The organism is Latilactobacillus parasakei, from assembly GCF_049674265.1.
Lineage (GTDB): Bacteria > Bacillota > Bacilli > Lactobacillales > Lactobacillaceae > Latilactobacillus > Latilactobacillus sakei.
Genome location: NZ_CP186861.1, coordinates 1,136,218 through 1,149,280 on the forward strand (window position 1 = coordinate 1,136,218; position 13,063 = coordinate 1,149,280).

Below are 13,063 nucleotides of genomic sequence, written 5' to 3' on the forward strand. Positions count from 1 at the left end.
CATTTTTTATAAATCATCTGTCTACTTGACAGGGTATGGTTCAGATTAATTGTTGAAACGGCTCTTTTTTTATTCATTACTTTCAAAACGACCCCATAAGTTCATTGTCGACTGAATATTAACAAATGCATTCGGATCTGCATCTTGAACGACTAATTTCAAAGCCGTTAAATCATATTTAGAAACGACTGTCATAATCACAGACGTCTCCTGATTCGTATATAGGCCCGTCCCATCTAATTCGGTCGCACCATGGATAAATTCGCGCATCCGCTTCTTTAATGCCTCTGGCTGCTTTGTAAAAATCGTTACTGTCACCTTTTGTTGTTGTGTGTAAATATAGTCCATTAACAAGCTCGATACGAAGATTTCAACGATACTATATAAAGCAGCACCCCAACCAAAGAAAATGCCAGCAGCAAGGATAATCATGCCGTTAATGACGTTATTCACAACGCCGACCCGTTTACCTGTCAACCGACCAACAAGGGTTACAATGACATCTGTTCCCCCAGTTGAAAAACCAGCTCTAAAACAAAGACCAACACCAAGGCCAATTAATGCCCCACCAAACAGAGCACCCGCAAAGCGTTCCGTTAAAATAGGTTGAACTGGTACTGGAATGATTTTTAGAAAAATGACACTTGTAAAAACCGCAACAATACTGAAAATTGCATATTGATGATTGATTTTAAACCATGCCAATACTAACAGCGGCACATTCAGGATAAACACTAAGGCCGCCACACTCAAAGAACCACCAAGGTGTGACACTAGTGCCGTTAATAATTGGGCAACCCCCGTCACACCGCTTGAATACGTCTTAGCAGGAATCAAGAATAGATTCACACTGACCGCTGCTAAAAAACCATAAACCATTGCGATTACAATTCGCTTGGAACTCATTTTTAAATCAGTCATTCTCAGCACCTCCATCAAAAAAGTCACACTCCCCCCTTGGAAGTGTGACAAATTAATTAAAAGTCCGATTCTCTTAAAGATTCTTATCCATTACAAAGGTCAACTTAGACAATTGCGTGCCTTCTGTGACTAACTGTGCTAACAAATCAGTTGTTGCTTCATTATAATGCGTTGCAATCTCATGATTTTGAGCTGTCAAAAAGGCTACGGCGTCAGTTTGATTTTCAATTGCTTTATCAGTTGCAGCAATCTTAGTTCTTGCCCATTCTGATAATGCCTTTTGATAATCGATATCAGCTTGTTTAAACGCACCATAATGCGATTCAACAATCATTGCTAATGCTTCATGTAACCAATAAGCATTCTTTAAGGTCATCTTTTCTGGCAATTCACGATAAGTTTCATCCGTATCATTTGCATTCGTAAAGAAAGGTACGTGAGGGCAGAATGTCGGTACACCAAAACCTAACCATTGAACACCTTTCACCGCATCAGGCACATTATTTCTAATCTGACAAATATGGGAATTTTGTGTCCGTGAAAGCGAAATTGCACGATAAGTCGTCTTTTGTTCTTCCGTCCCATTACCAAGTGGATCGTATTCTGTTTCGTTATAATGTGATTTTAACACATATTGAACATCTTCCACACTTAATTTGCGGTTTGCTTTCCGGATAAATGGTAAATCACTTGATTCTGGTTCTTGTTTAATTTCTGGATTAAGATAACGTTGTGCGTACCAAACACGTGGTGTGTTATAGTGCCGGTCTTTTTCCGTATCTGTTCCAAAAATCTTCCGGAAATTCCATTCTGTTTCACTTGGGTTCAAGTGATTTTCACTAACAAATTCTTGAATGCCTTCTGACCACATGTAGTTATCAGGGTCATTAAAATCAATATTTTCAATTGCAACTTGGTTTGCTGCAACTGCGTAACAGTCGTCTGGAATCTTAACAGCTACCCAGTGGTGACCTGTTACGATTTCTTGATACCAAACTTCATTTTCGTCACTGTATTGAACACCGTTACCTTCTGCTGAGCCGTATTTCGTAACGATATCACCCATCAATTTAACCCCTTCACGTGCTGAGTTAATGTATGGTAATACGAGTGAACACATTGAGTCTTCTGCTAAACCATTCTTAATCAACGGATCGTATGCTAAAACCCGTTCGTTAGCGTAGACACTTTCCGTTGCAGAAAGTGCGACGTTTTTTTCGTTAATGCCGTCTTCTTCATTCAAACCATCACTTAAATCACCATTAGGGGTAGAGGTATAACGATAACCTTCTTCTGGTAATGGCATGGTTAACCCATTATATTTAGAAACATATGTTTCGTGCCGATTGTGCACTGCTGGTTGTACGAAGAAACGTTTAGGGTGGATCGCATAAAAGCGATCTTCATTACGCGAAATCATCGTAGAGCCATCAATTGACGCATTCTTGCCCACCATCATTGAAGTACATGCGGATAACTCGATTCTGTCTGTCATTTGAAAAACTCCTTTATCTATAAGCTATTTTAATCATGATTCACAACTTTAATTAACTCAATCCGTCACACGTTTGATTAAATGTTCAGTTTGTTCTAAATGATTTAAATAAACGAGTAATCGTTCATATAGATAGTCGTTTGTTTCATCATATTCGGCTGCGAGTGCTTGGCCAATCTGATAAACACTCCGCTGACCATTAACGTGTCTAAATACGAAACTACCATAATCATCCAGCGTCAATTTTGATTCAGCTGGAATTCTGACGTGTAACCGTCTAAAGAATCGTTGAATCCAATGATCCTGAGGACGAATAATGGTTACCTGTCCCGCTTTTAATTGAAACTTAACTTCTGGGACCTTAGCAAAGATTAGTTGATTTAAATCAACTTCAGCTTTTTGCTTCCTCATCTTCGCTATCTCCTCCTTTTTTGATCATCATCAATGGTGCTGCAATCGCAACAATCATGACAACTAAGAGAATCAATGCCATTTCGTTACTGCTTGCAAAACCTGAAATCACGCGGTCTTTTAGAACACCTGTGACATGGAGGATAATCCCGATTAAGCCGATAATTGAACCACCAGCGATTAAACCTGAAGATAAACTAATCCCACTTTGGATTCGATTATTCTTAACAGCTTCATCACCAGTAACTTTATCGATAAACACTTTAATTAAAGCACCAATTAAAATGATTGATGTTGTTGAAATTGGTAAGTAAAAACCAATCGCAACAGTCATAATTGGTAATTCTAAGAAGTATAATACAATGGCCATTGCAACCCCAACGATAATCATAATCCATGGTAATTCACCAGACATGATACCTGATGTTAACGTTGCAATTAAGTTAGCTTGTGGCAAACCAAAAGCAGGTGTTGCACTGTCTGTGACAAATTGTGGTGATAAGATGCTGATTGTTCCAATAACAACAACAACACCGATAACTGCTGAAATCATGAAGTATTTCATCATTTCTGATTTAGAACCACCGATAACATAAGTTACTTTTTGTGACTGCATGTAGCCACCACCAACAGCGATTGCTGTTACAACGAAAGTCCCAAACATTAATAAGATTTGTGTATGTGCATTGCTTGTCCAACCGAATAAGACGAAGACAACCGTCATAATCACTAATGAAGCAATTGTCATCCCTGATACAGGTAAGTTAGAACAACCAATTGTACCGGCAATTCGAGCTGATACGATAACAAATAATAAACTTAAGATAACAGCTAATAATGCACCAACAATCCCCATCATGAAGTTTTGGGCAATAATAATACCAATTACAAAGATCCCAACAGCACCAAGTACAATTGAAACCATGCCAAGTGTGTTTTTATCTTCACCTGTTGTGTTTTTAGCGTTTAATGTCTTCTTGATTGATGTGACAATTGTTGGGATTAATTTAATGGCACCAATTAAACCACCACAAAGCATCATCCCAGCACCAATATATTTAACGTATGAACTTGCTAAATCGTTAACTGTCATTTGGTTAACAGCTAAGCTTGCGTTATTCCAAACATGAGCGCCGTTGCCAGCCATATCAGTAAAGTAACCGATAAGTGGTGCAATGGCAAAGTTTGATAATAAAGCACCCGCAAACATTGTTAATGCGACTTCTAACCCAACAATGAACCCAATCCCTGCTAGTAAGGGGTTAACTTCAACGTCTAATTTCCATTTATAAAATGATGAGCCAACATAGTTCATCATATTGTTAACAACACCAAAAACAGAAGTTGTTAACATCGTAATAACGCCACCGATACCAAAGCCAATTCCCATGTATTTCAAAGAATCGCCACCAGTATCAGAAGCAACTAGCGCTTCTGAAATCGCCATGGCTTCTGGATAAACCAAGTTACCATGTTCTTCAACAACTAAGTAGTTATGCACTAATGAAGATGTCCCAATTGAAAAGAGAATTGCTAAAATCCCAACAATTAATCCTTCAATAAAGTTGATATGACCACCAATTAAAACGATGGCTGGTAAAACATAAATCATCCCACTGGCGATTGATTCCCCACCACTGGACATCCCTTGCATGATATTTTTACCTAAAATCCCTTTTGATTTAGCGAAAGCCCCTACTAAACCTGAACCAATGATTGAACCTGGAATGCCGGCCGCAACAGTTAAACCGGCCTTCATTCCTGAATAAGCTGTGGAAGCTGCGAAAATAATAGCTAATAAGCTCCCCATAATTAAAATGGCTGTATTACCGACTTTCTTATTCCCTTGGCTGACATACGGGACATACTTTTCTCCCGAAATGCCACCGTATGCTGATTTTGAAAGCTTCTTTTGCATCGAATTTCCTCCTAAAATAGCAAAGCTATTTATTTATCAATACTCATATCTTGACCAAAAATTTGCATTTTAAGCGCAATCCCAGTTGGTGTTGCTGCTAAACCGCCTAAGCCAGTTTCTCTCAGTGTTGAAGGTAGGTTTTCACCAATACTCTTCATTGCACTAATGACCTCATCAGCTGGAATTTTACTTACTAAACCAGCAAGTGCCATATCAGCACTTGTTAAAGCGTTGACGGACCCAATCACATTCCGCTTAACACATGGCACTTCAACTAACCCTGCGACGGGATCACAAACTAATCCTAATAAATTAGACATGGCCATTGCAAAAGCTTCTGAAGATTGTTGTGGTGTTCCACCAGCTGCTTCGACTGCTGCGGCCGCCCCCATTGCTGAGGCACTTCCGACTTCTGCTTGGCAACCACCTGTTGCACCCGCAATCATCGCATCATTAGCAACAACCATCCCAAAAGCAGACGCACAAAATAAGAAACGAATCTGCGCATCACGATCGAGTGATAACTGTTTTGTAATCACCGATAAAATACCTGGTAAAGTACCTGCAGAACCTGCCGTTGGTGTTGCACAAATAATCCCCATTGACGCATTAACTTCATTTGTTGCAATGGCATTTTGAACGGCTTCCAACATGATATCACCTGATAGCGATTGCCCTTTTTCGCGATACCGTTTCATCAAAACGGCTTCACCACCAGTAATCCCGGTTGCTGACTGAACGCCTTCGCCGGTTACCCCTTTTTCTTCCGCAGCAAGCATGACATCTAAGTTCTTCCCCATTGTTGCCCAGATAATTTCTCGACTAGAATGGCTCATCTTGATTTCTTGCTCGATAATTAATTCCGAAATTGGGAGTTGTCGTTCTTGCGCTGTTTGAACTAACTCATGAATTTTTGTGTACATCCCATTTCACCGCCTTCTATAATACAATCATATCTTTACTCATACCGCGAACCTGTTCAACTTGTTCTGGATATGGCTTATCAAGTAACTCTAATTTATACAAGAAGCGTCCTGGTACACGAACCGAAATCCGCGCATCCCGGTAATTATCCTTGAAGATGTGGTCCAAAGCAGTCCCAATCTCTTGATCGGCTTCAACGAAAATAATGGGTAGTGGCCCATCAGGTTGGAAGATAATGCCGTTTAAATCGACCTTCCGAATTTCGATTGTCCCACCCCCGATTGAACAACCCCAAATCGTTAGTGATTTTTGCGAATTAATAAGCGTTAACTCAGCAGTATTGGGATGATTGACTGGACTATCACCAGGATCTTCAATGAATTCGACTTCAATCCCCTGACGACGAGCTAAATCAACAGCCATCGGTACTCGTTGATCAGCAGGATCAAATCCCAAAACGCCACTAATAATGGCGTAATCCGTTCCATGACCTTGATGGGTCTGTGCAAAAGATTCATAATAACGCACAATGACCTTTTGAATCGGAGCATGGAAAAGCCGATTGGCAACGTGTCCGATAGCAACCGCACCAGCAGTATGTGAGCTGGATGGTCCAATCATAATCGGTCCAATAATATCAAAAACACTACGATATTGGTTTGTCATTCTAAACGCCTCTCCTCAAGAAAAATTAAATAACAGCTTGTTAAATTAGGTTATTGTAAAATACATCACAATCCTTATACCTGTACCATAACACAAATTGAATAACAGTTCATTATATTACAATAAGCATATTTATGTGATTATGAGAAGGTTATTAAATGGTTGGCAAGCTTTACCATGTTAATTATATAAAAAGGTTTATTTAACGTCTATGCATCGCCTATATTTCTTATTTAAATCTCATAAATCACATTAGAAAAAACGATTTATAATTGTTTTACTAATTGTGCTATAACACGAGTCTTTTACTTTGCACTTACTAATAATAACTACTATAATGAATCTTAAGATAATCAGCAAAGGAGTCTCTATTATGAAAATATTCGTTATTGGTGCCCATGGTAACATCGGTCAATTACTAATTCCCAAACTCGTTGCAGCAGGTCACAACGTCTCTGCAGGTATTCGCAATGAGGCACAAGCAACTGAAATGACAGCATTAGGTGCGACACCCGTTTCTTTTGACTTAACGAAACAACCTAAAGAACTAGCACCTCTTTTCGCTGAACATGACGCCATCGTCTTTACTGCTGGTTCCGGTGGTAAAACTGGTGATGACCAAACGCTATTAGTCGATTTAGACGGCGCTGTTAAAAGTATGGCGGCTGCTAAAATCGCGGATGTGAAACGCTATGTCATGGTCAGTGCACTCTTCGTTGAAGACCGCGCAAAATGGCCAGAAAGCATCAAGCCTTATTATGCGGCTAAATACTATGCTGATCACTGGCTTGAATTCTCTGGTTTGGACTGGACTATCCTCAGACCCGGCACATTAACCAATGATGCCGGTACAGCGCAATTCACTATGCAACCAACTGGCGGGAAAGTTGCCCGTGCTGATGTTGCAGCAATGATTCAAGCTGTTCTTGAAAAGCCAGAACAAACAATTCACCACAAGTATTCATTTGTAAATGGTGACTTACCAATCCAACAAGCAATTGAACAAGCAGATTAAAAAAGTGGACCATCAATATTCGAGTATTAAAAAAGGGTCTGAGACAAAATTTACTTTTGTCCCAGACCCTTTTTTAATACTTGCTTTAAGCGTCACTTTTTTTCTTAGTCGTTGTCTTCTTAGCGGCTGTCTTTTTAGTGGTTGTTTTCTTTGCCGCAGGTTTCTTCTTGGTGGTTGTCGCTTTTTTCTTAGTCGTTGTTTTTTTAGCTGCCGTTTTCTTCTTGGGCGTTGCTTTTTTCTTAGCAGGGGTCTTAGGAGCTTCAACTGGCGCTTCTTTGGCTAACTTAGCGCCTGCTTCAACAGCTTCTAGATCCTGTGTTAATAGTTGTTCGACTTTGGCCCATGCTTGATCAGCTTGTGCTTCAAAGTCAACAACAGTTCCAATGAGATCAATCCGCATTCCAGAGCGGTTCACTAGTGGTGACGTCACATAGAGATAGATATTCACTTCTGCTTGTGCTTCTAATTCTAAAAATTGGTTAACCTTTTTGATGTATTGTAATGGTAAATTCACAACACCAGTTTCTAGCGTCACCTTCACTTGTTCGCCTTCATAAGTGGTCAATGCTGAAAAAGAAGCCAATGCTTGTTTTTCAACAGCTTTGCTGACAGCAGGTTTCAATTGTGCCAAGAAGTCAGCTGCCACAAATGGGTTGGGTGTTGCTATTTCATATTCATCTGTTAAATAAGTTTGATCTTGAATTTCATTAATAAATGCTTGTACGCCGATTTTCATTTCATCAGTCCTTTTTTGATGTTCTACCTAGCATAGCTTATTTTAGTCTAAAACACAAAAAACATCCCACAGAACGTGAGATGTTTTAATTTTTAAGTGTTTAGAAGACACGTTTAGCAAAGCTTGGTGTGTAATATTGCATTGAACCAATTTTAACATTTTCACCTGGTTGTGGTGCGTGGACGTATTGGCCACCACCGATATATAAAGCAACGTGGTATGAACTACCTTGTGCACCCCAGAATAATAAGTCTCCAGGTTGTAAGCTGCTTAATGAAACAGAATAACCGGCACTTTCTTGAGGGACTGTCCAGCCACCGATACTCCGACCGGCTGCATTTTGGAAGACATAGTCCATCAAACCAGAACAATCAAAGCTATTTGGGCCATGAGCACCCCAAACGTAAGGTTTACCAATTTGAGCCATTGCTAAATTGATAACAGCTTGTGCATTACCAGTTGTTGGTGCTGGTGTTGTAGGTTTTGGTGTTGTAGGCGCTGGTGTAGGTGTTGTTTGTGTTGGCGTTGTTGGTTTAGTACTCTCAACAACAGCTGGTTTGCTTTCGGCAACAGACGATTGTTGTACCGGTGCTTTAGGTGTTGTTTGTTGGGTACTACTTTCAACAACTGGTGTTGAAGGTGTCGTTGATGAAACAGTCGCAGATTCCGCTTGAATTGGTGTCGCTTGTGGTGTTGATTCAACCGTTTCTTTAGCAGGTACTTCTACGGCTGTTGCAGATGAGCTTTGCGCTGGTGCAACTGAACTTTCAACAGCTGATGCTGTTGATTCAGATGTCACACTACTTTCAGCAACTGGCGCTGTCGATTCTGATGCTACGCTGCTACTTTCAACGACAGATGATGAGGCTGCTGGCGCCGAAACAGATTCAACTTGGCTTTCTGATGCAACAGGAGTTGATTCTGAGGCAGGTGTGCTTGAAGCAACACTTTCTGAAACTGATGATGAGGCAACTGGCGCTGGTGTTGCTACCGATGTACTTTCTGAGGTCGCTGTTTCAGCAGCTGGTGTCACTACCTTAGCAGCAGTCGTTGATTGAACTGGTGCTTGAGTAGGTGTTGTTTGCGTTGGTGTTGTTGCTTGTTTAACAACAGGTGTGCTCTTCAATTGGCCTTCACCTGTAAAACGAGCAGGAACCCAACCGCCATTAGCTAATTGGTACCATTCTTCACCTGAGACAGTTTGTGTTTTTACAACGCCTTCAGTTTGACCGTAAGTCATATAACGGCCAGTAGGTTGTGTATAAGTTGGTGTTGCCCAGACAGTTGTTGCACCATCCGCAAAAGCAACACGAATCGTTTTAGCAGCATCTGTTTGTGCCTTAGGGGTTTCCTTAGCGGCCGTCAAATAACGTTCTGGGACCCATTCGCCATTACCAATTCGATACCAAGTTTCAGCCCCTACTTTTTGAGAAGCGAGTAGATTAACTGATTGCCCCTTAAAAATATAACGTTTAGCTGTTTGACCGGTTTCAGGACTTGTCCAGACCGTTGTTGCACCAGCTGAGTAATTGACTGTTGCGGTTGCGGCGTTGGCTTGACCTGCACTGAGTAAACTAATCCCAGCAACTCCTAAGATACCTGAACCAAGTGCAATTAAACTCTTCGTGTTGTTCATTAACTTATCTCCTAATCATGATTTTATATTTGGTATTTCTTAATATTCGTAAGTAAATTCTAAATATCTTAAAAAAAAAATAATTTCTAAAAGCAATCTTAGCATAATTTAGCCCCATTAATCAAGTTTACACGCTTTCACACTTTTTGGAACGCAACAAAAAAAGGTGCGACAAAATTTAATTTGTCGCACCTTTTTCCTAATGTGCTACGTTTCCGGCAACATTTAATGCATCCCAAGTTCTTGCAAATGGGGGCGCATAGACAAGGTCTAATAACCCCAATTGCTCAGTTGTCATTTGCGCCTGAATGGCAGTTGCGAGTACATCAACTCGTAAAACCGCATCCTTTTGCCCAATAATTTGACCACCAATTAAAACATGATCTGCTTTTTTATAAACTAATTTAATCGTCAGTTCTGATTGTCCTGGATAATAATCGGTATGATTCTTATCGTGGATCAAAACAGTATCGTAATCAATGCCAGCTGCTTGTGCTTCGGCAGAAGTTAATCCTGTCCGTCCAGCTTCAAGGGTCACTAACTTAACCCCGGCTGAATTTAGCATCCCTGGTAATTGCGCTTGTTGTCCCGCCAAGTTAACGCCCACAACGCGGCCTAACTTATTGGCCCCAGTTGCCAAAGCAGAATACATTGGCTCACCGGTCACACTGTTAATCACAGTGGCGTTATCGCCCGCTGCAAAAACATTTTCGATTGATGTGCGCCCTGTTTGATCGACGACAATCGCACCATTTTTAAGCTTTTTAAGCCGATCATCCGTGATAAATTGCGTATTGGGGCGAATACCAGCTGCAACAACGACTAAGTCTGTTGCGTAGCGACCTTTATCAGTTACAACACCCGTTACCTTCGATTGCCCTTCAAAAGATTGAACGGCTTCTGATAATTGTAATTCGATCCCATTATCGCGTAAATCAGCGGCCATCATATCCGTTAATTCTGGATCAAATGCAAGTGGCAAGACGCGATCTTCTAATTGAATAACCCGTACTTTCTTACCTAATTGATGGAATTCTTCAGCAATTTCTAAGCCAATAAAGCCAGCACCAATCACCGTTACAGATTGAATTTCAGGCGTTTGACCTAACTGACGGAGCACTTCACCATCAGCCAACGTCCGTAAATGATAAATATTATCCAACTGACCATTTTCAAACGGTGGCATGACTGCGGTTGCCCCAGTCGCTAACATTAATTGATCGTAATGTTCTGTTTTGGCCTGCTTTGTTTTTAAATCACGAACAGTAATCATCTGTGTATCGAAATCAACCGCAACGACTTCATGTTCTAATTGCACGTCGATGCCTTGTTTAGCAAAGGCTTCAGGCGTTCTAGCAATCATTTGGTTGGGATTATCAAAATGCTCGCCAACAAAGTATGGTAAGCCACACGCACCAAAGGAGACGTAATCCCGCATTTCATACATTACTACTTCTAATTCTGGGTTCATTCGTTTAGCCTTAGCAGCCGCACTCGTGCCAGCTGCTGTTGCACCTACAATAATAGTTCGCATTATTATCCCTCCGATTTAAAATTAAGCAATGTCGTCAGAATCTTCTGTTAACGTCATGTCATTAAACTTATGTTTATCTAATTTACCTAAGAATTGTGCCGTCAATACCCCAACCGTCATTGAGCCATTAACGTTCAATGCTGTCCGACCCATATCGATTAATGGTTCGATTGAGATTAAAAGACCGGCTAATCCAACTGGTAAGTTCATTGAAGAAAGAACGATTAAAGCGGCAAATGTTGCGCCACCACCGACACCGGCAACCCCAAATGAACTGATCGCCACGATTAAGATTAATTTAACCAAGAAGCCGATGCTCCAAGGATTAATCCCAACCGTTGGTGCAATCATAACAGCTAACATCGCTGGGTAAACACCAGCACAGCCGTTTTGACCAATTGAAGCCCCAAATGAAGCTGATAAGTTGGCGATGCCTTCTTCGACCCCTAAACGTTTTGTTTGGGTTTCAATATTCATTGGAATTGAGCCCGCACTTGTCCGTGATGTAAAGGCAAAGATTAAGGTTGGAATAACCTTTTTAATGTAATTAATTGGGTTTAAGCCCGTAAATGTAATCAATAGGAAATGAACGATAAACATGATAATTAAAGCAACGTACGAGGCAATCACGAACTTCCCTAAGTTCAAGATACCTTGGACATCTGTTTGGGCCACCGTCGTTGTCATTAATGCTAAAACCCCGTACGGTGTCATTCTCAAGATTAAGGTTACCATTCGCATGATAACGGCGTAAAAGGCATTGACGATTTTATTAAACGTCTCTGCTTGTTCTGGTTTCTTCCGTCGTAATTGTAAGGCTGCTAAGCCTAAGAAGGCTGAGAAAATAACAACCCCTAATGTTGACGTTGGTCGTGCACCAGTCATATCCATAAATGGATTTTCTGGAATGAAGCTGACAATCTTTTCAGGGACGGTTTGTTCTTGGACATCCCCTAATTTTGTTTCTAATTCTTTTGAACGTGCCTTTTCAACTTGTCCTGATTGAATCGAACTGGCATTTAAATCAAACACGTTTGACGTTACTGAACCGACAGTTGCAGCAATTAACGTTGTGAAAACTAATAAACCAATAACCATTCCGGCCATTTTACCTAAGCCCTTAGAAGATTCCAAGTTGGTAATAGCTTGAATGATTGAAACCATGACTAACGGCATCACGATCATCTTCAAGAATGATACATAACCATTCCCGACAATCCCAATCCAATCGGCCGTTTGTTTCACTACTTCTGAGTCGGTTTTAAAAATTAATTGTAAAATAGCACCAAACAAAATACCGACACCTAATGCCGTGAAAACCCGTCGACTGAATTTAACGTGAATCCGCGCCATCTTATTTAGAACGAATAACATGATCAACATAATGATAATATTGATCACAATATATGTAATAGTCATCTCTATCCCTCATTTCCTTTTTCAATACTTACTTATTGTAAACGAAAACCACTTTTTTTGCATTAAGTAAGCCCCTAATTTCGGAAATAATTCGTAAAAAGCCATTAAATCGGATTATAACTTTCAATTTTTAAACTAAAATTTACAGAAAACCCGATTTAGACCACAAAAAAAGACCTTTCCTAAAAGGAAAGATCTTTCTCGACAGTATTCCGAAGAATAAACACCATGTGCTCCACAACACAGCGGGCGAAAACACCCTTACAATACGGTAAGTGATTAAATTAATAATCGTGGTATCCTGTATCTTTGGGTCTCCTAGCTGCTTTCGCAGAATAGTTGCCTACCGAGACTTACTCGACTCATCGCATAACAACAGTATAACATA

Annotated in this window: 11 protein-coding genes; 1 reads left to right on the forward strand and 10 read right to left on the reverse strand. The window is 40.4% G+C overall.

Features of this window, described 5'->3' with window-relative positions; genetic code table 11:
* Nucleotides 1–69: 69 nt before the first annotated feature.
* From ACPBEH_RS05960 to sdaAB, 6 genes are all read right to left on the reverse strand, one after another.
* Nucleotides 70–921 (reverse strand): YitT family protein, encoded by an 852-nt coding sequence (locus ACPBEH_RS05960; RefSeq protein ID WP_016264606.1) that lies wholly within the window; start codon nucleotides 919–921, stop codon nucleotides 70–72.
* Nucleotides 922–994: 73 nt separating this feature from the next.
* On the reverse strand, nucleotides 995–2,416 hold the full coding sequence (locus tag ACPBEH_RS05965) for a C69 family dipeptidase (protein ID WP_112207027.1): 1,422 nt from the start codon (nucleotides 2,414–2,416) through the stop codon (nucleotides 995–997).
* A gap of 57 nt (nucleotides 2,417–2,473) precedes the next feature.
* Nucleotides 2,474–2,827: a PqqD family protein gene (locus ACPBEH_RS05970; protein WP_011374029.1), complete on the reverse strand. Its 354-nt coding sequence runs from the start codon at nucleotides 2,825–2,827 to the stop codon at nucleotides 2,474–2,476.
* On the reverse strand, nucleotides 2,808–4,745 hold the full coding sequence (locus ACPBEH_RS05975; RefSeq protein ID WP_424348576.1) for an OPT/YSL family transporter: 1,938 nt from the start codon (nucleotides 4,743–4,745) through the stop codon (nucleotides 2,808–2,810). Before ACPBEH_RS05975 ends, ACPBEH_RS05970 begins: the two co-directional genes overlap by 20 nt.
* Nucleotides 4,746–4,774: 29 nt before the next feature.
* Nucleotides 4,775–5,668, reverse strand: a complete 894-nt coding sequence (gene sdaAA / locus ACPBEH_RS05980) for an L-serine ammonia-lyase, iron-sulfur-dependent, subunit alpha (RefSeq protein ID WP_011374027.1) — start codon at nucleotides 5,666–5,668, stop codon at nucleotides 4,775–4,777.
* 16 nt (nucleotides 5,669–5,684) lie between these two features.
* A complete protein-coding gene (sdaAB, locus tag ACPBEH_RS05985; protein ID WP_096585450.1) occupies nucleotides 5,685–6,335 on the reverse strand; it encodes an L-serine ammonia-lyase, iron-sulfur-dependent subunit beta in 651 nt (216 codons plus the stop codon).
* 373 nt (nucleotides 6,336–6,708) lie between these two features.
* On the opposite strand from sdaAB, the gene ACPBEH_RS05990 reads away from it, so the two are divergent.
* Nucleotides 6,709–7,350, forward strand: a complete 642-nt coding sequence (locus ACPBEH_RS05990) for an SDR family oxidoreductase (RefSeq protein ID WP_056947748.1) — start codon at nucleotides 6,709–6,711, stop codon at nucleotides 7,348–7,350.
* An 85-nt stretch (nucleotides 7,351–7,435) separates the two neighbouring features.
* On the opposite strand, the gene ACPBEH_RS05995 is transcribed toward ACPBEH_RS05990, so the two are convergent.
* The 4 genes from ACPBEH_RS05995 to ACPBEH_RS06010 form a co-directional block, all read right to left on the reverse strand.
* Complete coding sequence (locus ACPBEH_RS05995) at nucleotides 7,436–8,086, reverse strand: hypothetical protein (RefSeq protein ID WP_424348577.1); 651 nt, start codon at nucleotides 8,084–8,086, stop codon at nucleotides 7,436–7,438.
* Nucleotides 8,087–8,186: 100 nt separating this feature from the next.
* The gene (locus ACPBEH_RS06000; RefSeq protein ID WP_424348578.1) at nucleotides 8,187–9,722 is read right to left on the reverse strand and encodes an NlpC/P60 family protein; all 1,536 of its coding nucleotides are present in this window, start codon (nucleotides 9,720–9,722) and stop codon (nucleotides 8,187–8,189) included.
* A gap of 199 nt (nucleotides 9,723–9,921) precedes the next feature.
* Nucleotides 9,922–11,256 (reverse strand): CoA-disulfide reductase, encoded by a 1,335-nt coding sequence (locus tag ACPBEH_RS06005; RefSeq protein WP_424348579.1) that lies wholly within the window; start codon nucleotides 11,254–11,256, stop codon nucleotides 9,922–9,924.
* A 21-nt stretch (nucleotides 11,257–11,277) separates the two neighbouring features.
* The gene (locus ACPBEH_RS06010; protein WP_112220923.1) at nucleotides 11,278–12,675 is read right to left on the reverse strand and encodes an L-cystine transporter; all 1,398 of its coding nucleotides are present in this window, start codon (nucleotides 12,673–12,675) and stop codon (nucleotides 11,278–11,280) included.
* Between the last annotated feature and the right edge of the window lie 388 nt (nucleotides 12,676–13,063).